20 protein-coding genes and 1 pseudogene are annotated in these 19,283 nt (G+C 70.0%); 11 read left to right on the top strand and 10 right to left on the bottom strand.

The genetic code is table 11. The annotated features are described in order from the left end of the window. Positions 1-303: 303 nt before the first annotated feature. Positions 304-1,677: a hypothetical protein gene (locus IE207_RS25200; protein ID WP_190186579.1), complete on the bottom strand. Its 1,374-nt coding sequence runs from the start codon at positions 1,675-1,677 to the stop codon at positions 304-306. A gap of 512 nt (positions 1,678-2,189) precedes the next feature. Between IE207_RS25200 and IE207_RS25195 the strand changes: the two genes are divergently transcribed. From IE207_RS25195 to IE207_RS34200, 7 genes are all read left to right on the top strand, one after another. Then, on the top strand, positions 2,190-3,143 hold the full coding sequence (locus IE207_RS25195) for a hypothetical protein (RefSeq protein ID WP_190186578.1): 954 nt from the start codon (positions 2,190-2,192) through the stop codon (positions 3,141-3,143). An 80-nt stretch (positions 3,144-3,223) separates the two neighbouring features. Next, on the top strand, positions 3,224-4,132 hold the full coding sequence (locus tag IE207_RS25190) for a hypothetical protein (protein ID WP_229873954.1): 909 nt from the start codon (positions 3,224-3,226) through the stop codon (positions 4,130-4,132). Between the two features lie 20 nt (positions 4,133-4,152). After that, positions 4,153-5,178, top strand: coding sequence for an ImmA/IrrE family metallo-endopeptidase (locus tag IE207_RS25185; RefSeq protein ID WP_190186576.1), 1,026 nt, complete (start codon positions 4,153-4,155; stop codon positions 5,176-5,178). Positions 5,179-5,333: 155 nt separating this feature from the next. Beyond that, positions 5,334-5,618, top strand: a complete 285-nt coding sequence (locus IE207_RS25180; RefSeq protein ID WP_190186575.1) for a DUF3892 domain-containing protein — start codon at positions 5,334-5,336, stop codon at positions 5,616-5,618. Between the two features lie 108 nt (positions 5,619-5,726). Continuing rightward, the gene (locus tag IE207_RS25175) at positions 5,727-5,987 is read left to right on the top strand and encodes a multiubiquitin domain-containing protein (RefSeq protein WP_190186574.1); all 261 of its coding nucleotides are present in this window, start codon (positions 5,727-5,729) and stop codon (positions 5,985-5,987) included. Then, the gene (locus IE207_RS25170) at positions 5,962-7,131 is read left to right on the top strand and encodes a ThiF family adenylyltransferase (protein ID WP_190186573.1); all 1,170 of its coding nucleotides are present in this window, start codon (positions 5,962-5,964) and stop codon (positions 7,129-7,131) included. The genes IE207_RS25175 and IE207_RS25170 overlap by 26 nt, the downstream gene beginning before the upstream one ends. Positions 7,132-7,181: 50 nt before the next feature. After that, positions 7,182-7,532 (top strand): ubiquitination-like system serine protease family protein, encoded by a 351-nt coding sequence (locus IE207_RS34200; RefSeq protein WP_373304767.1) that lies wholly within the window; start codon positions 7,182-7,184, stop codon positions 7,530-7,532. Between the two features lie 25 nt (positions 7,533-7,557). On the opposite strand, the pseudogene IE207_RS25165 reads toward IE207_RS34200, so the two are convergent. Next, positions 7,558-7,794 (bottom strand): annotated as a pseudogene (locus IE207_RS25165) (serine hydrolase domain-containing protein); the annotation flags it as partial. A gap of 236 nt (positions 7,795-8,030) precedes the next feature. Between IE207_RS25165 and IE207_RS25160 the strand changes: the two are divergent. Further along, positions 8,031-9,017 (top strand): phosphotransferase, encoded by a 987-nt coding sequence (locus tag IE207_RS25160; protein ID WP_229873953.1) that lies wholly within the window; start codon positions 8,031-8,033, stop codon positions 9,015-9,017. Here IE207_RS25160 and IE207_RS25155 read toward each other — a convergent pair. The 7 genes from IE207_RS25155 to IE207_RS25125 all read right to left on the bottom strand — a co-directional run bounded on the left by IE207_RS25155 (position 9,014) and on the right by IE207_RS25125 (position 14,678). Next, entirely contained in the window at positions 9,014-10,099 is a 1,086-nt protein-coding gene (locus tag IE207_RS25155; RefSeq protein ID WP_190186572.1) for a glycosyltransferase, read from the bottom strand. The genes IE207_RS25160 and IE207_RS25155 overlap by 4 nt on opposite strands. Continuing rightward, the gene (locus tag IE207_RS25150; protein WP_190186571.1) at positions 10,096-10,713 is read right to left on the bottom strand and encodes a nucleoside/nucleotide kinase family protein; all 618 of its coding nucleotides are present in this window, start codon (positions 10,711-10,713) and stop codon (positions 10,096-10,098) included. The genes IE207_RS25155 and IE207_RS25150 overlap by 4 nt, the downstream gene beginning before the upstream one ends. Continuing rightward, positions 10,707-11,603: a PIG-L deacetylase family protein gene (locus IE207_RS25145; RefSeq protein WP_190186570.1), complete on the bottom strand. Its 897-nt coding sequence runs from the start codon at positions 11,601-11,603 to the stop codon at positions 10,707-10,709. Before IE207_RS25145 ends, IE207_RS25150 begins: the two co-directional genes overlap by 7 nt. Beyond that, positions 11,600-12,331: a glycosyltransferase gene (locus IE207_RS25140; RefSeq protein ID WP_190186569.1), complete on the bottom strand. Its 732-nt coding sequence runs from the start codon at positions 12,329-12,331 to the stop codon at positions 11,600-11,602. Before IE207_RS25140 ends, IE207_RS25145 begins: the two co-directional genes overlap by 4 nt. Continuing rightward, on the bottom strand, positions 12,328-13,236 hold the full coding sequence (locus IE207_RS25135; RefSeq protein ID WP_190186568.1) for a phosphotransferase: 909 nt from the start codon (positions 13,234-13,236) through the stop codon (positions 12,328-12,330). The genes IE207_RS25140 and IE207_RS25135 overlap by 4 nt, the downstream gene beginning before the upstream one ends. Further along, complete coding sequence (locus IE207_RS25130) at positions 13,233-14,093, bottom strand: glycosyltransferase family 8 protein (protein ID WP_190186567.1); 861 nt, start codon at positions 14,091-14,093, stop codon at positions 13,233-13,235. Before IE207_RS25130 ends, IE207_RS25135 begins: the two co-directional genes overlap by 4 nt. Positions 14,094-14,285: 192 nt before the next feature. Next, a complete protein-coding gene (locus tag IE207_RS25125) occupies positions 14,286-14,678 on the bottom strand; it encodes a hypothetical protein (protein ID WP_190186566.1) in 393 nt (130 codons plus the stop codon). A gap of 166 nt (positions 14,679-14,844) precedes the next feature. On the opposite strand from IE207_RS25125, the gene IE207_RS25120 reads away from it, so the two are divergent. Together IE207_RS25120 and IE207_RS25115 are read left to right on the top strand one after the other, a co-directional pair. Further along, positions 14,845-16,119 carry an NsdA family TPR-like regulatory protein gene (locus IE207_RS25120; RefSeq protein ID WP_190186565.1) on the top strand — a complete coding sequence of 425 codons (1,275 nt, stop codon included), beginning with the start codon at positions 14,845-14,847 and terminating at the stop codon, positions 16,117-16,119. A 23-nt stretch (positions 16,120-16,142) separates the two neighbouring features. Further along, entirely contained in the window at positions 16,143-16,721 is a 579-nt protein-coding gene (locus IE207_RS25115; RefSeq protein WP_190186564.1) for a GNAT family N-acetyltransferase, read from the top strand. A 125-nt stretch (positions 16,722-16,846) separates the two neighbouring features. On the opposite strand, the gene IE207_RS25110 is transcribed toward IE207_RS25115, so the two are convergent. After that, entirely contained in the window at positions 16,847-17,944 is a 1,098-nt protein-coding gene (locus IE207_RS25110; RefSeq protein WP_190186563.1) for a magnesium and cobalt transport protein CorA, read from the bottom strand. A 122-nt stretch (positions 17,945-18,066) separates the two neighbouring features. Here IE207_RS25110 and IE207_RS25105 point away from each other — a divergent pair, with 122 nt between their 5' ends. Beyond that, the gene (locus IE207_RS25105) at positions 18,067-19,278 is read left to right on the top strand and encodes a winged helix DNA-binding domain-containing protein (RefSeq protein ID WP_190186562.1); all 1,212 of its coding nucleotides are present in this window, start codon (positions 18,067-18,069) and stop codon (positions 19,276-19,278) included. Positions 19,279-19,283: the final 5 nt, after the last annotated feature.

Genomic DNA, 19,283 nt, shown 5'->3' with positions numbered 1-19,283 from the left:
ACTACGCGCAGTATCTGAGGGCACCTGGCAGGGAGGGCGCGCAGATTGCGCACCCGGCTCGGCTGGGTCGGACGGCGCGGCCGAGCCGGGCGACGGCGAGGCCCATCACAATCCGGCTCGCCTTGGAGCGCGTCGCCTTTGCCTGCCGCGCTGGGGCTCCACAGTCCACGTCACGGACGAGGGCGCGCGGTCAAGTGCTTAGAGGGCACTCGGCGTGATCCGTGATTTAGGGTGCGTGACCTGGGTCTTTGTCGGCGTTCGCAGGTCACGTGCTCGATCTTCCGGGTTTTTCGGGACGGTCCGCTAGCTGCGCTTCACGCGCTGACCGGGCAGCAGGCGGATGGCGAGGACGGATCCGTCGGCGTGGACGGATACGGGGCCGCCCCACTTCTTGTCCCAGGCGAGCTGGGGACGAGTATGCCGGGCCGCGTGTACGCGGAGGCGGTACTCTTCGACCTCCCCTTCGACGAGAAGGTCGAAGAGTTCCTTGTCCACGCCGGAGAACGCTTCGACGCGCGGCCCGTTCAGGCGGAACACGTGGTCAGTGCCGGCGTAGGTGCGTCCGAGGAGACGGTGGCTGATGTCCTGGACGCTACCGGCAGCAGCGTGTTCGAAGTCGTCGAACCGTTCGCTGCCCTGCCGTTTGGTGAGGTAGCGGGCAGTGCCCTGACCGGAGCCGGTGAAGGCCATGAGCCCGGCCGCCGCCGTATGTCCGAGGACCTGCTGGAACCACCTGAAGTACTCGGGGGTCACGTGGCAGCCAGGAACTGGCTCGCGGGCCGCCCCTCCCACATGGGGCGGCTGGATCCCCGGAAAGGGGTTCTCCTCCGATGGGGCGGTGTCCAGGTCGGCCTTGCTCTCGCCGGAGGGGTCGGCGAGCCAGCCGTCACGGCCGGGAGCCTGCAGCGCGTGGACGGTCACGGTGCCGTCCGCGGGCAGCTCTGTGCTGAACAGCAGGCTCGGGGTCTCGTTCCACGTGCCGATGTGCACGGCCTCGGCGTGCACTGATGCGGACGCCAGCTGGCCGGCCGATATCGCCGCGTTGCTGTGGTTGCCCTTGGTCGCGATGGGGATTACGAGGGACGGCTCCCCAGGGCGCCAGAGCTCCGCGATGTACTGCGGCCGGTACCCGTACCCGACCTTGTTGCCCTTCTCCCTGCTCGTGAGAGCCCACCCGGCGCGCAAGACTGTGTCGGCGGGGACGATGCTCACGGAGTGCTCGGGGAACCGGCGCCCGAGCACCTGCTTGGCGAGCGTGAGCCCGAAGGCCATGCCGAGCTCGTGCGACTGAATGGTCTTGTACCGTTCGGCGATCTTCCGCCCTTCGGTCGAAAGCCCGAGGAACGAGTCAGGACCGCCCGCCAATGCCTGGCTGTACTTCAGGGCTCCCCAGTGCTCCGCAAGGCCGCGCCCGGCACCCTTCCAGGACAGCGTCGTGGCCCGGCCGAGCGTGTGCAGCACGTCCCACATGGAGACCCGCACCCGGCGGTCGAGCTCGTTGCCCGGGATCCCGGACAGGACCGGTTTGCGGCGCAGCGGCTCGGCCCCCCTCTTCTTGCGCGCCTTGTCGTCCGCAGCGATCGCGGACTGCACCTTGCCGAGCAGTTCTTCGTTGGATCGGATGGACACGTTCGACGATGCGTCGAGGTCGAGGAGCACCTTCTTGGCCGGCTTCAATGAGTCCCCTACGGCTCGCACGGGCACTTCAAGAACCCCGCGAAGATACGGTTGCGGCAGCCGGAGCACGCAAGTGCGCAGGGGCGCACAAGGCATGGACGACCTGCCCGCGAAGCGAATCGCCCCATCGACAACGTTGATCTCGGTCAAGCTATTGGCGACGCCACGCCTCGTCACCGGCCGTATAGAACCGGATTCGGCGGCACCCTTGCCTTCGTACGAGTCGACACCAAACGCAAGGTAGGGCGCCGATGTTGTGACCTCTGTAGAGGGCTTGGGGTTCGCCCTCGGGATCGGACGCTGCTTGCTCGAACTGCACCGCGTCTCTGCCGCCGTCCGTGCCGCCGCGTAGAGAACGTGACACCTCCTTGTCCGGATAGCGGGTGGGCCCTTCTGCGCGACGAGGGGAATATGCGTGTGTCGCATGCCGCGGAGGGAGATGCTGGTGTATGCAGACTGGAAGCCCCGTGGCTGTAGGCGCCGGGGTGGGGGCAAGGGATCGGGGGTGGCTCGTGACAGGCGGGGCTTTCGAGGAGCTGATACGGACGGGCGAGCTGGGGCCGGTCTCGTTCGACCTGCTGCGGCGACTGGTCCACCAGGTTCGCCGCTCCTACGGCTTTCCACCGCCCGAGGGGCACGCGGAGTGGAGCGATGACGCTGCCTATGAGGTGGTCCTGGCGATGCTGACCCGCGAAGGGAAAGGACAGAAGTTCGTCACAAGCTGCTTCGCGCTCGCCACGGACGATGCTTCGCTGGAACGTGTGTATCTCGCGACGATCAAGCACTACTTCATCGACGAGGCGAAGAAGACGCCGCGGGGCAAGCTTCGGCGCCGTATCGCCCGACTGATGAGCGAGGACCTGGCATACCGGAAAACCAAGGGTTCCCCGCCCCGCTGGGCGCTGGCCGACCATGCCGATGGAGCTGTATGGCAGGGAGACCTGGACGATCTCATCGCCCGGGCCGCGCGGGTGACAGGGGTCGGCATCACCCGCTGGAACCATGCCGGCCCCACACCCAAGCAGACGGTCCATGCCCTCAAGACCATCCTGCTGTGCGTGCTGCAGCATGCACAGGGCGCGGTGCGGGAGGAGGACCTCGCCAAGGTCCTCGAGGCCCGGTTCGAGCTCCTGGCACCGGCCCGCTTCACCCCGCTGTACGCCGACGAAGGCACCGTCGCCGAAATCGTCGAACGGCAGGCGGCCACCACCGCACCGGACCCGACCGGGGTCGACGCAGTGGCCGAGGACATCTGGCAGCGCCTCTCACCCAATGAGCGCCTGCTGCTCCCGTACCTCGACAAGGACGCCCATCACGCGGCGCAGCTGCTGGAGATCCGGCAAGGCCACGCGGCCATGGTCCTGTCCAATCTCAAAGCTCTGCTCCGTGACGCCCTATCCGTGGACAGTGCCCCGCAGGCGGTCATGACCGCACTGCTGCGGCGCTGCGGCGACGCTCCTTCGTGAACCGTCCCAGTTACGTCGTCTGGATCCAGTGAGAAGAGAATGCGCTGATGGACCACAGCCGAGGAGACGGGGGAGACGGCATGAGCTCTGTCCACACCACTGCCTACCAGAGGCTGGTAGCCGCCGCGGCAGGATTGAAAGTGCCCGACGCCGTCCACCGGGTGGCCACCGCACCACCTCAGGACCCACGTCCGGGCCAGATCTGGCGTGCGGCATGGGAGGACACCATCCAGCTGCTGCTGATCACAACGATCGGTGACGATGACACCGTGCGTGCCGTGCCGACCTCCTTCGAACGGTACGTTGACAGCGACACCCTGCTTCTGCCGGCTCAGGCGACCACCCTGGAACAGCCGCTGGCATTGTGGTGGGGCTTGGAGACGACGCTTCCGTGGTGCGTGCTGGACCGGCAGGTCGGCGAGCTGACCAACCGCCCTGACATCCTCACCTCCCGCACACTGGCCGATGCCATCGCAGGCACCAAGCGGGGCAGCGGCGCTTTGCCGTCCGCGGCGGCCGACGAGTACCGTGCAGTCCTCGCCGACCGCCTTGAGGCCTTGGCCTCGGCACAGTGGGCTCCCCAAGGGGCGGGAGGCCTTTCCCAGCTTTTTCGTGCCCACGCCATCACCGCCCCGCAGCTCGCGGCCGCACTGAATCTGCTGCCGCCCCAGGCGCTCGCCGTATGGAGAGGACAGCAGGCCCTCACCGCCGACCAAGCCGCCGCACTCGCCGAGCGCCTCGGCCAGCCGGCCGGGTACCTGCTCGCGGCCAACCCCGCCTTGCCACCTGTCGTCGTGCACGAGCTGAACCGCCCCCTGCGCCGCACGCAGATCAAGGAGCTCGCCGCTCAGTACGACGAGACTGAACGCGACGGCCGACTGCGCGCCGCCTACGGCATCTTCACGCTCGCGGCACGCGACGATGACCGCGCCCAGCCGAACTGGACCGCCCGCACGGACCGCTACTTCGAACTCATCCTGGACAAATAGAGGAAAAGGGGGCACCTCGCGTGGTCAATTACGTGCTCGCCGGCGCAGCCCGCACTCAGGCCGTCGCCATGATCAAGGAAGTCGAAGCGGCTCGCCCCGGTGCCCTCGAACGCCTGACACAAGGCGCCCTAGCGGAACTGCGGACCTGGCCCGAGCTCACCGTCAAAGACGTTCCCGAGGGCCAGGCGGCACAAGGCTGTAGCGTCGCCGGAGCATACGACTACGGCCCGCCGCCGCGCCTGTCGGTCGCCATGTCCGCCAGCCAGGCACGGCGGGACTTCACCGCTCTGCACGAACTCGGTCACCACCTGCAGAAGAGCAGCTTTGACCTTATGGAGCCCTTCAGTCGGGAACCCGACGGCGGCGTCCTCCTCGAGGATGCCGCCTGCGACGCGTTCGCCGGCGAGATCCTGCTCCCCGCGCACCTCGTCGGTCATCACCTGGATGCCAAAGGCCCCACCGCCTTGGCGATCACCCACTTGTGGCGGGCGAGCAACGCCTCTCGCATGGCCGTTTGCGTGCGTGCAGCCCAGCACCTCCCCGCTCCTGGTCACGTTCTCCTCCTCGATCCCACCGGACACCTCGCCTTCGCTGCCTCGCACGGAGAGCGCCCCCTGCGACGTGGCAGCTTCCAAGGTGACATCCCCGTCATCGACCGTGCCCTGACCGGCTCCGGCCGCGCACAAGGGCGAACCCAGGTCCGCTACCGCGACGGCATCCTCGGACGCGAACTGCACACTGATACCGCCCCCATGGACGGCTACATCGTTGCCGTCCTCGTCACCGACTCCGCCCCCTGGCGCGCCTTCACTCCGCCCACCGCAGGCAGCGGTCCCCAGTCGCGCAACTACATCTGCGCGAACTGCGACGAGGAGTACCGCTCCTTCGAACCCGCCTGCCCAAGCTGCCGCGTTCCTCAGTGCCCCGACTGCGGCCGTTGCGCCTGCCCGCCCCGTGTCCTGGGCCGCGCCTGCCCCGGCTGCTTCATCGTGCACCCGCCCGCGATGCTCCCCCCGAACAGCGACCGCTGCTTCGACTGCTCCTGACGCCCCGCCGGCCCCGCGAACCGCACGCGTCTTCCTACCCGCGAGTTACGTCGTCCGTCCCAGGCGAAGCACCCCACCCAGGGTGCCCAAGGAACCCGGCGCCGGCTGCGGGAACCCGTCGGAACGTCGCCGGCAGGAACAGTAGGAACAGCAACGTGGCCATTCAGATCACCGCGGTACGCCTGACGGTCGGCGGCACCACGCACGAGCACATCACCCACCTGTGGTGGACCAACCAGACGTCCGGCGAGGCAAGCAGCAGCACCCGGGCGCAGATCGTCGACTGGATCGAGAACCAGGCCGGCAAGGCCTACACCAGCGACGCAGCCGGCCACCGCACGGAAGTCGCCGTCATGACGCCCGCCCGAGGCGAGAAGTACCTGCGGACCCACGCCGACGGCGTGTGGACCAACAACCTCCTCGCTCTTCCCCGGCGCTGACCCGCCATCGCGAAACCGCCGTCCGACGTGCCGCCCCCTGCGGCGGCACGCCCGACACCCCCGGCACTCACCAGTCCGAACACGCGCTCCCCACTTCAGGAGGACCCCATGTCCCAGGACAGCCACGGGCCCAAGCCCGTCACGATTATTGTCAACGCCCGCCCCCACACCTGGGAGGCGAAGGCCATCGCCTACGAGCAGGTCGTCGACCTCGCCTACCCCGGCCAGCCGCCGAACGACCAGGACACCTACACCGTCCGCTACAGCCGCGGACACGACGGACACGGAGCGGGAAGCCTCACGGCCGGCCACAGCGTCCGCGTGAAGGAGGGGATGGTTTTCGATGTCTATCGCACTTCTCGCTCGTGACCCCGACCTGTCCCGCCTCCTCGACGACGGCTACGACGTCGTCGTGCGCGCTGGCCACATCGTCGTCCAGCGCATCCCGTACGTCACCGAGAACCGCACCGTCGAGTACGGCTTCCTCGCCTACCCCGTGACCGTCAGCGGAGACCGAGTCGTCTCCGACACCGACCACCGCATCTGGTTCGGCGGCTCCACCCCGTGCACCGAGCACGGCCGCCCCCTGACCCTCGCCAACCCGGAGACCCGGGTGATCGCCGAGGACATGCAGGCGAACTTCATGCTCTCCAGCAAGCCCACCCCCAACGGCTACCCCGACCAGTACACGAAGATCACCGCATACACGTGGATCATCGCCGACCACGCCTACGCCCTCGACCCCTCAGCCACGCCCACCCCCGGCGCCGCGTGGCAGGAGATCGACGACGATAGCCCCTTCGCCTACCGCGACACCGCCACCTCCCGCGCCGGCATCACCGCCATCAACCGCCGATTCCGAGGACAGCGCATCGTCATCGTCGGCCTCGGCGGCAGCGGAAGCTACATCCTCGACCAGGTCGCCAAGACCGAGGTCGACTCGATCCTCCTCATCGACGGCGACACCTTCGACAACCACAACGCCTTCCGCGCACCCGGGGCCCCCACCCTCGACACCCTCCGCGCCCGTCCGCCCAAGGCCACCTATCTCGCTTCGGTCTACGCCAACATGCACCGCAGTGTGACCGGCTGCGTGCAGTACCTCGACGAGTACAACCTCGACCTCCTCGAAGGGGCGACGTTCGTGTTCCTCGCCTCCGACGACGCGGCCAGCAAACCGGCCATCATCAACTGGATCGAAGCGCACGACGTGCCATTCATCGACGTCGGCATGGGCATCGAAGAGATTGACGGCCGCCTCAGCGGACTGCTCCGCATCACCACCAGCCTTCCCGGTCGCCGAGAAGCCGCCCGCCGACGTATCCCCAAGCCCGCGCCCGAACGCGACGCCTACGCAAGCAACATCCAGACCTCGGACCTCAACGCGCTCAACGCCATCCTGGCCGTCATCCGCTGGAAACGCGCCCTCGGCATCTACGCCGACGCCACCGACGAGGCCCACACCACGTACTCGCTGATCACCAACGAGATCGCCAACGAGGACCGGCCGTGACTCCGCAAGACACCCTGAGCCCGGTCTTCACCGAGACCTTTCCCCAGGCCATGGACGCGGGGGTGCTCTACATCTCGATCCCCTACCGCACCTGCGGCCACTTGTGCTGCTGCGGATGCGGGCACGAAGTCGTCACACCGCTCTCCCCGGCCCAGTGGTCCCTCACCTACGACGGCGAGAATGCTTCCCTCACCCCATCGATCGGGAACTGGTCCCTCCCGTGCCAGTCTCACTACTGGATCCGCGACGGTCGCGTTCACTGGAGCCGCCGCTACTCGGCGGCAGAAATCGATCAAAACCGGGACCGAGACCTCCGTTTGCTGGTCGTCCATGACAGGGGAGAGCAGCGGCCGCGACGAACGGCTGGTCTCCGCCGTTATCTGAGGCTTTGGCGTCAGTAAACCGGCACTGCACTCCGTTTGATCGTTCGGCGAGCGTGCCGATCGTGGACCAGACGGCGAGGATCTTGGTGAGGCTGGCTACGTCGAAGACGGTGTCCAGCCGCATCGGTTCGTCGGGCCGGTCGGGATCGAGGAGGCCGACGGCTCCGCTGGCGCGGACGCCGTGGGCGTCCCCGACCGCCCACACCGCGCCGGGGTAGACCTCCTCGCGCACGCCGGTCTGCAGGAGGTCTTCGGTTCGGGCGGTGGAGGGCGTGGTCATGGTCTCCCGATCGTCGCCGGCCGCGGGTGGTCCGTCGGTCAGGGTAGTGAGGCCGCCAGGACTGTTCCGGCTCCGCCACGGACGGAGTCAGGCGAGCTGGTGGCGGAAGCGATCTCGGCTCGCCTCTCCCTCCGACTCTCAGTGGGGATCTGGGTGACGAATTCGGGTGCGCGATTCAGCGTCGGCGTACCGTGCTGGGGGTGACGGATACGACTCGAGAAGATGCTCTGACGGCAGTGCTGCCTAGCCTGTCCGACGCGTTCGGGCTGGGCGCGGTGAGTGATCGGCGGTTCCTTGCCCACGGCCTGATGAACCAGAACTGGCGGCTCGTGACTGCTGCTGGAGTGTTCGCGCTCAAGGAGATCACCGACGTTCCTCTGCCGAAGGTCCGCAGGAACCTTGCGGTCCTCCTGGACCTGGCTCGCGAGGGCATCCCCGTGCCGGCGCCGCTGAGCGCGGCCGACGGTGACCTCGTGGCGGAAGTCGGTGGTCACGGCTACTGCGTCCTGCCGTGGGTGGACGGCGAGCACCTTCAAGGGACGGACCTCCCGCTCGACCAGGTCCGCGATCTCGGTGCTCTCCTGGGCCGCCTGCACGAGGGCATGCGGCGGCATGGTCCCGGCCCGGTCCCTGAGCAGGCGCCGGTGGCGAAGGTCCGCGATGTGACCGAGGCCGACCGTGCGGCTGCTGGTCTCCTGAGCCGCTTGCCGTCCGCTCCGGTGACGGACTTCGACAAGGCCGCCGCCGAGGCCCTGCACGACCGCCGCGGCCTTCTCGCGCGGTACGCCGATGCCCGGCCGGACGGCGAGGTGCCGGCCGGGCCCTACGGGTGGACGCACGGCGATTTCCAGTACCGCAATCTGCTGCGCCGGGACGGCCGGGTGGTGGCGGTACTGGACTGGGACCGGCTCGGTGTTCGTCCGTACGGGGAGGAGGTCGCGCGGACCGCGCAGGTGCAGTTCGGGGTCGGTGGTGCCTTCGACCTCGACCGTGTCGCCGCGTTCTGTTCCGGATACCGGTCTGTGATCGATCTGTCCGAGGGCGACCTCGCCGACGCGGTGAGGCGGCTGTGGTGGAAGCGGCTGACCGACTTCTGGCAGCTGGAGTTCTACCTCGACCGCCAGGACCTCACCTTCGGCCAGATGTTCCTGACAGACGAGGCACTGTTGAACTGGTGGACCGACCGCGCCGACGAGGTGCAGGCCGCCTACGCGGCCCGTTAGCCGGCGGCTGCTGCCTCCGGGATGAGTCCGGCGGCAGCCAGCTCGGGCAGGCACGGCCGGACCAGCGGCGCTGCCCCGGCACGGGCCCTCGCGCCGAGGCCGGTCCGGTCAGCCGACTCGATCGCCTGCAGCCAGCCGTCCACGTCGTCGGGGTGGAGGATCACTCCGCCGTCCCCGACCGCCTCTGGAATGCCGCCGCGGGACGAGCCGATCGTGGGGACGCCGTGGAGCCCGGCTTCCACGATCACCCGGGGGAAGGCGTCCTCGACCTGGGAAGGCACGAGCAGCAGGTCGTTCGCGGCGTAGATCGGGCCCATGGCGTAGGTGCGGGGGACCCAGTGGACGTTCGGGTAGGCGGTGAACTCGCGGGCTGTGTCCCACCAGCCCTCGACGAGGGTGAACCGCAGGGTGGGCAACCGGCGGATCAGCTGGTGCAGGAGGGCCGCGCCCTTGGCGGGTATGGGGTTGATCATCAGCACGCCGCCGGGGCTGCGACTGGCTGTGCCGCGGCCCGCGGCGAGGAGGGGCCCGGAGCCTTTGGCTGGCGCGAACGGCGGGTAGAAGACGACCGCCTTTGTGTCGGCGTGGGCCTGGGCTCGTTCCGCGACGAACTTCGATGTGGCGAGGGCGACGTGCGGTCGGCCGTGGAGGACGCCCATGCTGTTGGCCGAGACGGAGTGCAGCCATCCGGCGACCCGCGAGGACCGGCGGGCAAGTGCGGCGAGGTCGGCCGCCCGTTCCTGCGAGGTCACCACCAGATCCGGCCGGGCCTCGGTCAGGAGGCCCTTCAGTGTCGGTTCCACCCTGTCCTGCGGCACGGCCCGGCACGAGACGCCGTTCCACCGGTAGCGGACCTCCCCGTCGGCCTCCTCCCACACGGTTCCGTGGGCCCGGAGGTGGGCACGCAGATGCCCGATCTGCGCGGACCCGTTCCACGGCGCCTCGTGGCTGCCGAGGTAGACGACCCGCCAACCGGCCCGGACGAACTCTTCCGCCAGCAGTTGCTGGGAGACCTCCGCGCCCCCGATCAGCAGCGGTGGCGGCGTTCGTCGCCATACGAACACCACCGTCGGGCCGGTCACCGGACACCCGCCCAGTACGTGAAGAGGGCCTGCACGACGGCGGCTGTCTCCTGCCGGTCGCCGTCCCCGGAGGCGATGGCCAACTCCGCAGTCGCCGGGCGGCGGGCCGTGTGGCAGAAGTAGTCGCGGAAGTGCGTGAGGAAGGCAGGGTCGTGGAGGAAGTACTCCGGCTCGACCTCGTGGTGTCCGGCCGCCTTGCGCCGCAGGTGCAAGAGCTCGGGCGTCACGTCCAGGTACAGGGTGCGGTCCGGCCTCAGGTGCGGCATCTCCTCGGCCCGGCGGGTCAGTTCAGGCAGGACGTCGAAGCCGTAGATCTCGTCCATGGCGTGAGCGTGGGCGAGGAGGGTGTCGACGGTCCGGTCCAGGACGACCAGCCCGCCGTGGCGGCGAGCTGCGTCCACGCGGTTGCCCTCGATCTCCATGAACGTCATGAACGCCTTCACCTGCTCCTCTGCCGACCGGGTGGAGGGGGTGGGGATGTCCTCGTGGCGCGCGAACGACTTCACATAGCAGGAGAAGAACATCGCCTCCTGCATCGCCGGCAGCCGGCGCAGTTGCCCCAGGGCGGAGGTCTTGCCCCCGTACGAGGGGCCTTCCAGGCCGAGGATCACCACGACCCCCCGAGCCGGTAGAAGCGTTCCGCGAACTGGCCCCGCGGACGGCTGTCCGGGTCGGGCAGCAGGTCGGCGGCGACGGTGTGGGCGTGCCGGATCGGCCGGTACATCTTTCGCGCAGGATGCATCTGCGAGCCGTGCATGTGCAGCAGGGTCACCTTGTCCAGGACGGTGGCCGTGATGTCCTCCAACTCCGGTTCGAAGACGTCGCGTACCCGCTGCTGGAACAGCTGCCGGTCGCATCCGGACAGGCCGTAGGTGGACCAGAAGGCGGCGTCCTCCCAGAACCATCGGCAGCCCAGGCGGCGCGCCGCCTCGTGGACGGCGAGGTGGTCCGGGTGGCGCGTAACGGCGGCCGGGGCGAGCAGCTCCGCGTCGTCCATCCCGCCCAGCACCTCGGCGAGTTCGGAGGTGATCCGGTCCACCTGGGCGGGCTCGGGTGCCCGATAGGGCTTCTCGGCGTCCTTGTGCCCCAGGCCGACCCGGGCCGCCCCGAGGGGCAACAGGGACTGGGCGGCTTCGCGGTCGCGGAGTCCGGAGACCGTCTCCACGCTGTTGTAGGTGTTTTCGAGGGAGGGATGGACGCTGCGGGAGCGGGTGAAGACGGTGACCACGGTCAGCGGTCGCGGACGGGCGAGGAAGGTCCCGGAGGCGGACAGGACGAAGTCGTCGTGGTGGGGTTCGATGACGACTACCGGCCGCCCGGACGGCTTGCGCGGCTCGATCCAGTACGGCGCGAGGGTCAGCGGCGCCGTCAGCGTCATGATCTCCTTCGCCCCGGTCAGGGAGTCCATCCAGGCCCGGTGCGCGGTCAGGAGGTCGGTGGGGAAGGTGTAGATGCCGTCGGCGTCCGGCAGGGGAAGGCGGGTCACCTGGGGTTCTCCGATCATCGGACGGTGGTGGCGTACCAGTTGCGCCAGAAGCGGGGCGAGGTCAGGCCGAGGCGGACGATCACGGGGTTCTGCCACCAGAGCATCCGGGCCGTGGACCAGGCGTCGTAGCGGCGGGTGGAGGGCCGCACGCGGAGGTCTTCGAGGACCGCGACCGGCCCGCCAGTGCGGCGGCCGTAGGCGGTCAGGCGGGTGAAGAACTCCATGTCCTCGCTCATGAAGTAGTCCGGCCGGTAGCCGTGTACCGCCTTGAAGGCGTCCTGGGTGCAGAACTGGTTGACGCCCTGGGCGCCCCCGTGGCGGGCGCGGTGGTGGTCCCAGTACGCGCAGAGCAGACGGGCCCCGAACCGGGCGGGGGTGTAGAGCGGCGGGATCGCCCCGCCGACGGCCCCGGCGTCCATCGCGGCAACGGCGGCCGTGATCCCCTCCAGCGGCAGGGCCACGTCTGCGTCGACGAAGAACAGCATCCGCCCCTCGGCCTCGCGGGCTCCGGTGTTCCGGGCCAGGCCGATGCTGCGGACCCGCTCCGTCACCGCCCTGGCCCCCAGTTCCTTCGCGACGGTCGCGGTGCCGTCGATGGAGGCGTTGTCCACCACGATCACCTCCCCCACGAGGCCGGAGAGGGCTTCCCAGGCCCGGAGGGAAGCGAAGACGGTGGGCAGATAGCAGGGCAGATACTTGGCCTCGTTGTACGCGGGGATGATCACCGACAGATCGGGATCGGTCACAGCACGGTCCTTCCTGGTTGCGGGGGCAGGGCAAGGTGCAGGCGGGCCGCCCAGGCGTCACGGTCGCGGCCTTCCCGGTGGGCGGCGTAGGTCCAGCCGCGTACGGCCTGGAAGGCCACGAAGGCGTCCAGGAGCCGGGTGTCGACTGGCCGTCCGTAGGCAGCGGCCACGAACAACCGGTCGGACGGCTCCAGGGCTTCGCAGGTCACGAGGGTCTGGGCGAGGTCGTACTCGGGGACCTCCACGGTCGCGGCCTCGAAGTCCACGAGGTAGTCGTGAAGGCGGGGCCGGCCGTGTTCGCCGACGGTGAGGCGTCGGTCGCCTCCGCAGATCACGTTCTCCAGGTGGAGGTCTCCGTGGCACCACACGAGTCGTTCCAGGCGTGCCCCGGCCGCGATGACCTCCAGGGCGGGAGCGAGCCGGACGAAGACCTGCTTGGGACAGTGGGCGGCCAGAGCGCTGACCTGCTGGCCGATGCCTGGCGCCAGGGGGACCCCGGCCGGGGCCTTGACGCTGTGGAAGGCAGCCATCAGCAGGGCGAGCCTCAGCAGCGCCGCCGGACGCGGCATCTGTCCGGCTCGGACGGCATCCCCCAAGGTGTTCGTTCCGGCATCGGTGGTGACCAGGGCAGAGACGGTCAGGCCGGGAACCGGCCCGTACCCGATCACGGTCGGCACCCGCACCCGCCCGGCGGCGGTGACGGCGGCCAGGAGGCGGGCTTCGTCGACAGCGCCGTGGGTGCAGTCGACCGCGAACAGCTTGACCACCACCGGGCGGCCGTCGGCGAGACGGACGCGGTAGACGGCCGTTTTCGGTCCGTTGCGGACGCGGACCGTCTCGGCCGGAGCCGACCCGGCCAGTTCCGTGCAGGCCCTGTCTACTGCCAGGACGGTGCCGCCAGTCACAGTGCACCTGCCCTGGCCAGGTGCCGCAGCGTGCGGTGCATCTGCTGCCGGTAGGCACGCACGTCCTCCGTGCCTGGGCACGAGCGCATCCACGGCTTCTGGCCCCCGACGAAGTGCACCACGTGCCCGTCCCGGCGGGTGACCGGGCGGCGGAGGACCCGGCGGACCCAGTCCCCCCGCTGGAGGAACCGGTCCACCTCGAAGCGGTTGAACACCGGCCCGACCGGGTGCGCGGCCCCGGAGGACAGCAGCCACAGGTTCAGGGCGCACTGGTCGTTGTGCTTGATGTACTGCCGCCCGCGGACCAGGGCCTGCTGGACCCCGGTCCGCATGGGGGCGAGCATCGGCGCGGGGACCCACAGCATCCCGGCGTTGAAGTAGGTGCGCCCGACCAGGTGGGGCCAGCGCTCGGCGACGCCGGGCAGTGCCGGGCACTGACCGACGGCCGGGTTGAACTCGTCCTGCACCGCGCCGATCCGGTCCGCAGGCAGTCCGTCCAAAGGCGCGGAGACGTCGGCGCGTACGTGTACGTCGGCGTCCACGTAGATCAGGAACGGCCGGTCGAGGAAGCCGGGGGTGAACCCGAACCTCAGGTAGGTGGCGACCGAGATGTAGGCGGCGTCAGCCATGACGCTGTCGGGCGGCGGGGCCTGCCAGCGCAGGTCGAAGGAGCCGAACCCGCAGCGGCGGGCGAAGGACTCCATCACGGCGGCCTGCCCCGGGGACAGGCCGTTGGTCAGTACCCGTACCGCGCTCTCGCGGCGTTCGGCCACCGGCAGGTGGTCGGCGACCGAGCCGAGCGTGACCAGGGCGGGTAGCAGGTAGCGGGCATCGACGCACATGCCGATCGCGTACACGCGGGTGCCTCCAGGGCGAGGTTCGACGGGACTGGCCGGCAGGGTCGGGGCATGGTGGCCGGCTCCTCGCCCGTATTCGTGGGAGCCGACCGCCTCACCGGTGTCGGCGAGGTGCTGCAGTCACCTGCCGCGGCCGGGCAGGTGGAGGGCTTCCGGCGCCGACGCCCCAGGCAGACCGGCGCCGGAAGCGGTTCAGGCAAGCCGCAGGAGGTCCGTGTTCCGGGCGAGGTGGGCCACCGACTTGGCCAGCAGCCGAAGCGCTATCGCCGGGTCGCTCCCGCAGTCGCGGGCGACCTTGCGGGCGAACCGCACGGTGCTGGCCGCGATGTCCTTGTCCCGGCTCTCCGGCAGCAGGTCCGCGTACCGTTCGGCGGGCACCGTGAGGGTGTGGACGTGCTCGCGCAGCCGCTCCCGCAGCCGTACGGCCGCCTCCCCGGCCGGGTGGTGGTCGGCGAGGGTGAGGGCGGCCTCGACGTCCTCGGCGACGGCGGCAGCCGCGGAGGCGATCACGGTCTTCTGGTTGGCGGAGGTGACCGTGGGCACCTCCGCCGGGGCTGCCGTCACTTCGTGCGCGAGTACGGTCACGATTCCGCTCCCATCCGCCTGCTGCCGGTTCGGCTGTGCGGACAAGTAACCCGTGCGCCAGCCGTGTTGGGCATGACGAATCCGCTCGCAGCTACTCGCGTGACCACTGGCGAAAAGTCCCGACCCGCGCTACCTCGGATGGCGGCCCCACCCCTACCGTGACTGCATGGTGCGGAAGCGGAACGCGGAATTAGAGACGTGGATGAAGGAACGCGGGCTCAGTGCGGGCGCTCTTGCCGAGCACGTCAACGACGCCATGGCGGACCTCACCGGCCACCGCGGCGCCGTCACCGAACGGACGGTCTACCGGTGGCTGTCGGGAGAGAACCGCTCGCCCCAGGACCGCCAGTGGCAGGCCCTGGAGGCCGTCTCCGGGCTTCCTGGGACCGATCTGGGGTTCGTGCCCCGTGCCCGCCCCCGCCCCGCAACGCCCTCAGCACGACTGGAGGACCCTGTGCTTGGCCGTCGAAGCTTCATCTCCGTAGCCACCGGCGCCGCCGTCGCCGTGTCCACCGGCACCGCGACCGCAGCCACCCGACCCATCGTCGGACACTCCGACGTCGACCGCCTGCGCGTCCTCCTGGCCGAACTGTGGCTCCTGGACGACCAGAACGGCGGCGGCCCCGTTCTGGAGAAGCGCGCCGCCGACCTCGCCGCCCGTACGCTCAGCCTCCAGCAGCACGGCTCCGCCAGCCAGCGAGTCCGCTCCCGCCTATATGCCGTCGCCGCGTCCTTCACGGCCTTCGCCATGTTCTCGGCCATCGACGCCCGCCGGCTGGGGGAGGCCCAGCGCTACCTGGAGCAGTCCGTCACGCTCGCAGGGCTTTCCGGAGACGGTCAGGTCCAGCACCAGACCTGGCGGTACGCCGCCATGCTCGCCGGGCAGCGGGGCCGGTACGCCGACGCCCTTGCCGCGGCCGAAGCCTGCACCGGTACCCGGGCGCACCGCACCGACCCCCTCTACGCCTCGCTGACCCACTCCCGCATCGCCCTGACCGCCGCCAGCCTCGGTGACAAGACCAGGGCCCTCCGAGCCCTGGACCGGGCCCACGGCGCCTACGACCGAGCCGATCCCGCCGAGGCCCGTCCGTCCTCCGTCGCCTTCTACACCCGGGGCGAGCTCCACGGCCTGACCGGCATCACCCATTACCGGCTCGGCGAGGCGGAGAAGGCCGAGTTTCATGCCCACCGGTGCATCGCCGACCTCCGCGACGACCAGCACCGCAACCGCGCCTACTACCTGTCCCAAGCGGCCCTCGCGCAGGTCGCGCAGGGCGATGTCGAGCAGGCCGTGGCCACCGCCACCCGCGTCATCGCCCCGACCGGCGCCGACGCCGGCCGCGTCCCCCACCTCCTGGGCAGCTTCACCTCCGCACTCAACCAAGCGGCCCCCAAGTCCGCCGTCACCCGCCAGTGGAACGACCGCACCCGCACTGCCTGAACCCGCACGCGACAAGGAGCACCATGCCCACCCCGGAGATCACCCTCCACCGATACGGCACCGACCAGCTGCCCACCATCCGCCCCACCCTGGTCGGCGTGTACGCCGAGGTGTACGAGAAGGAGATCGGTGAGGACCCGTTCTTCTCCGTCGACCGCTTCGAGGGTCGTCTCACCGGCCACTCCTCCCGCCCGTCCTGGGAGGCCGTGGTCGCCTACGACGGTGGCGAGGCCGCCGGCTACGCCTACGCCGCGGCCCTGCCCCAGAACACCGGCTGGTGGGCTCACATGCTCCAGCCGCTTCCCGAGGTGGACACGACCGAGGACGGTACTCGAACCCTCGCCCTCTTCGAGATCATGGTCCGGGTTCCCTGGAGGGGCACTGGGCTTGCGCACCGCATCCACGAGGAACTGCTGGCCGGTCGCACCGAGGAGCGCGTCACGCTGCTCGTCGAGCCCGGACACCCGAAGGTGAAGGCCCTCTACCAGAGTTGGGGGTACCAGCACATCGGCGACCAGCAGCCGTTCCCCGATGCTCCGGTGTACACCACCATGCTCCGCGCACTCAGGAGTGATCGCAGCACATCTGCAGGGCGATCCTGAGGCCGCAGACCGCCTTGAGGGCGGCTCGGGCGAAGAAGCTGGCGACGCCGACGGCCGACGGCCGACGGCCCTGGCGGCGGTCGTGACGAGCGCGTGCTCGTCGCCCAAGTTTCCGTGCTGGTTCGCTACAGCCAGTCGCGCTTCTTGAAGATGATGTAGAGGCTCGTGCAGACAACCGCCATCAGCAGGATTGCGAAGGGGTAGCCCGCCGCCCAGTGGAGTTCGGGCATGGTTTCGAAGTTCATGCCGTAGATGGTGCCGACCAGGGTGGGGGCGAAGAGGATGGCGGCCCAGGAGGAGATCTTCTTGATCTCCTCGTTCTGCTCGAAGCCCGCTTCGGCCAGGGCGCGCATTTCCGCGTTCTGTTGTTGGGAGACCAGGGTGGCGTTGACCGTGAGGATTTCGGTGAGGGCCTGGCGGAAGCCGTCCACGCGTTCGCTGGTGTGGGTGACGTGGTCGGCGACGTCGCGGAGGTAGCGCTGGAGTTCCTCGTCCGTGCCGTACTTGGCGAAGCCCGCCATGAGGCCGTGGAGCATGCCGACCAGGGGGCGGGTGGCGCGCTGGAACTCGACCATTTCACGGGAGAGTTCGTAGATGCGGCGCGAGACCTCGGGGTCGCCGCTGAAGACCTCCGTCTCGATCTCGTCCATGTCGTTCTGGACTCCCGCCACCACCGGGGCGTAGCCGTCGACCACCGCGTCGAGGATGGCGTAGAGGGCGGCCTCCGGGCCCAGGGAGAGCAGTTCCGGGGCGGCTTCCATGCGGCGGCGGACCGCGGAGAGGTCGGGGGCCGCGCCGTGGCGGACCGTGATGAGGAAGTCCGGGCCGACGAAGACGTGGAGTTCGCCGAACTCCACCTCCTCCGGCGCGTCCAGGTAGCGGGCGGCGCGCAGGACGACGAAGAGGGTGTCGCCGTAGCGTTCCAGCTTGGGGCGCTGGTGGGCCTCCAGGGCGTCTTCGATCGACAGTGGGTGCAGGTTGAACTCGGCAGCCAGGGAGTGGAGTTCGGACTCGGTCGGGCGGTGCAGGCCGATCCACGCCATGCCGTCGGGCTGTTCGCGCAGCTGCCGGAAGGTGTCGGCGAGCGTGGCGGGGGAGGCCACGCGGCGGCCGTCACGGTAGACCGCGGAGTCGACCACGCTGCGGTGGTCCGACGGCGTCGGTGCGGAGGGGCGCGGTCGGCCCGTGCGCGGCGGGGGGCGGCGGTCTGGGCGCTCCGGCATCGCAGTCAGCTCCCGGGGGTGAGCGAATCTTATGGGCAGACAGCAAGATATACGGGCAAACGGGGCGGCGGTCGTGGAAGTCGCGGACAGAGGGTGTCCGCGAGCCGCGTTAGCGTGCCGTCATGGCCTCCTCGACCACCCGCCCCGTCCTCGGCGCCCGTGCACTGAACCGTGCCACGCTCGCGCGCCAGCTGCTGCTGCACCGCGCCGGAATGCCCGCGGTCGACGCCGTCTCGCACCTCGTCGGGCTCCAGGCGCAGAACGTCCAGCCGCCCTACTTCCAGCTGCACGCCCGCCTCGCCGGCTTCCGCCCCGCGGAACTGGCCGGGCTGATGGAGTCCCGGGAGGTGGTCCGCATGGTCACGATGCGCTCCACCCTCCACACCCACACCGCGCACGACGCCCTCACCCTCAGGCCGCTCGTCCAGCACGCCCGCGACCGGGAGCTCGGGAGCTTCCGCTCCGGGCTCACCGGTGTCGACCTGGACCGGCTGGCGCGGACCGCGCGGGCCTTCGTCGAAGCCGAGCCGCGCACCATGGGGGAGATCCGGGAGGAACTCCTCACCCACTGGCCGGACGCCGACCCGCAGGCCCTGTCCGTCGCCGCCCGCTGCCGGCTCCCGCTCGTACAGGTCACGCCGCGCGGCGTGTGGGGCCGCAGCGGCCAGGTCCGGCTCACCACGGCCGAGCACTGGCTGGGGCGGCCGGCCGGGGAGCCCCAGCGCCTGGACGACGTGGTGCTGCGCTACCTCGGCGCCTTCGGACCCGCCTCCGTGAAGGACATGCAGACCTGGGCGGGCCTCACCCGGCTCCGGGAGGCCTTCGAGCGGCTGCGGCCACGCCTGGCCGTCTTCCGTGACGAGACCGGCGTCGAGCTGTTCGACCTCCCCGACGCGCCCCGCCCCGATCCGGACACCCCCGCCCCGCCCCGCTTCCTCCCCGAGTTCGACAACCTGCTGCTCTCGCACGCCGACCGCACCCGCGTCGTCCCCCCGGAGCTCAAGGGGCGCAGCTGGTCGGGCAACCAGGCCCACCGCACCCTCCTCCTCGACGGGTTCCTCGCCGGGCTCTGGAAAGCGGACGCGGGGGTGCTCACCGTCGAGCTGTTCGACCCGGTGCCGAAGGCGGCCGAGGAGGAGATCGCCGCCGAAGGGGAACGGCTCCTCGTGGAGATGGGAACCCCCGAGACCCCCGAGACCCCCGAGACCCCCGAGACCCCCGAGACCCCCGAGACCCGCGGGTCCCCCGACACCCACACGACCCCCGACACCTCCGACACCCTCAAGACCCCCGCCGGGCCGGGCCGCATCCGCTTCGGATCCATTCGGGGCTGACGTCG

Source organism: Streptomyces cirratus (genome assembly GCF_014650775.1).
Classification (GTDB): domain Bacteria; phylum Actinomycetota; class Actinomycetes; order Streptomycetales; family Streptomycetaceae; genus Streptomyces; species Streptomyces cirratus.
This window is presented reverse-complemented; position numbering and strand designations above follow the sequence as displayed.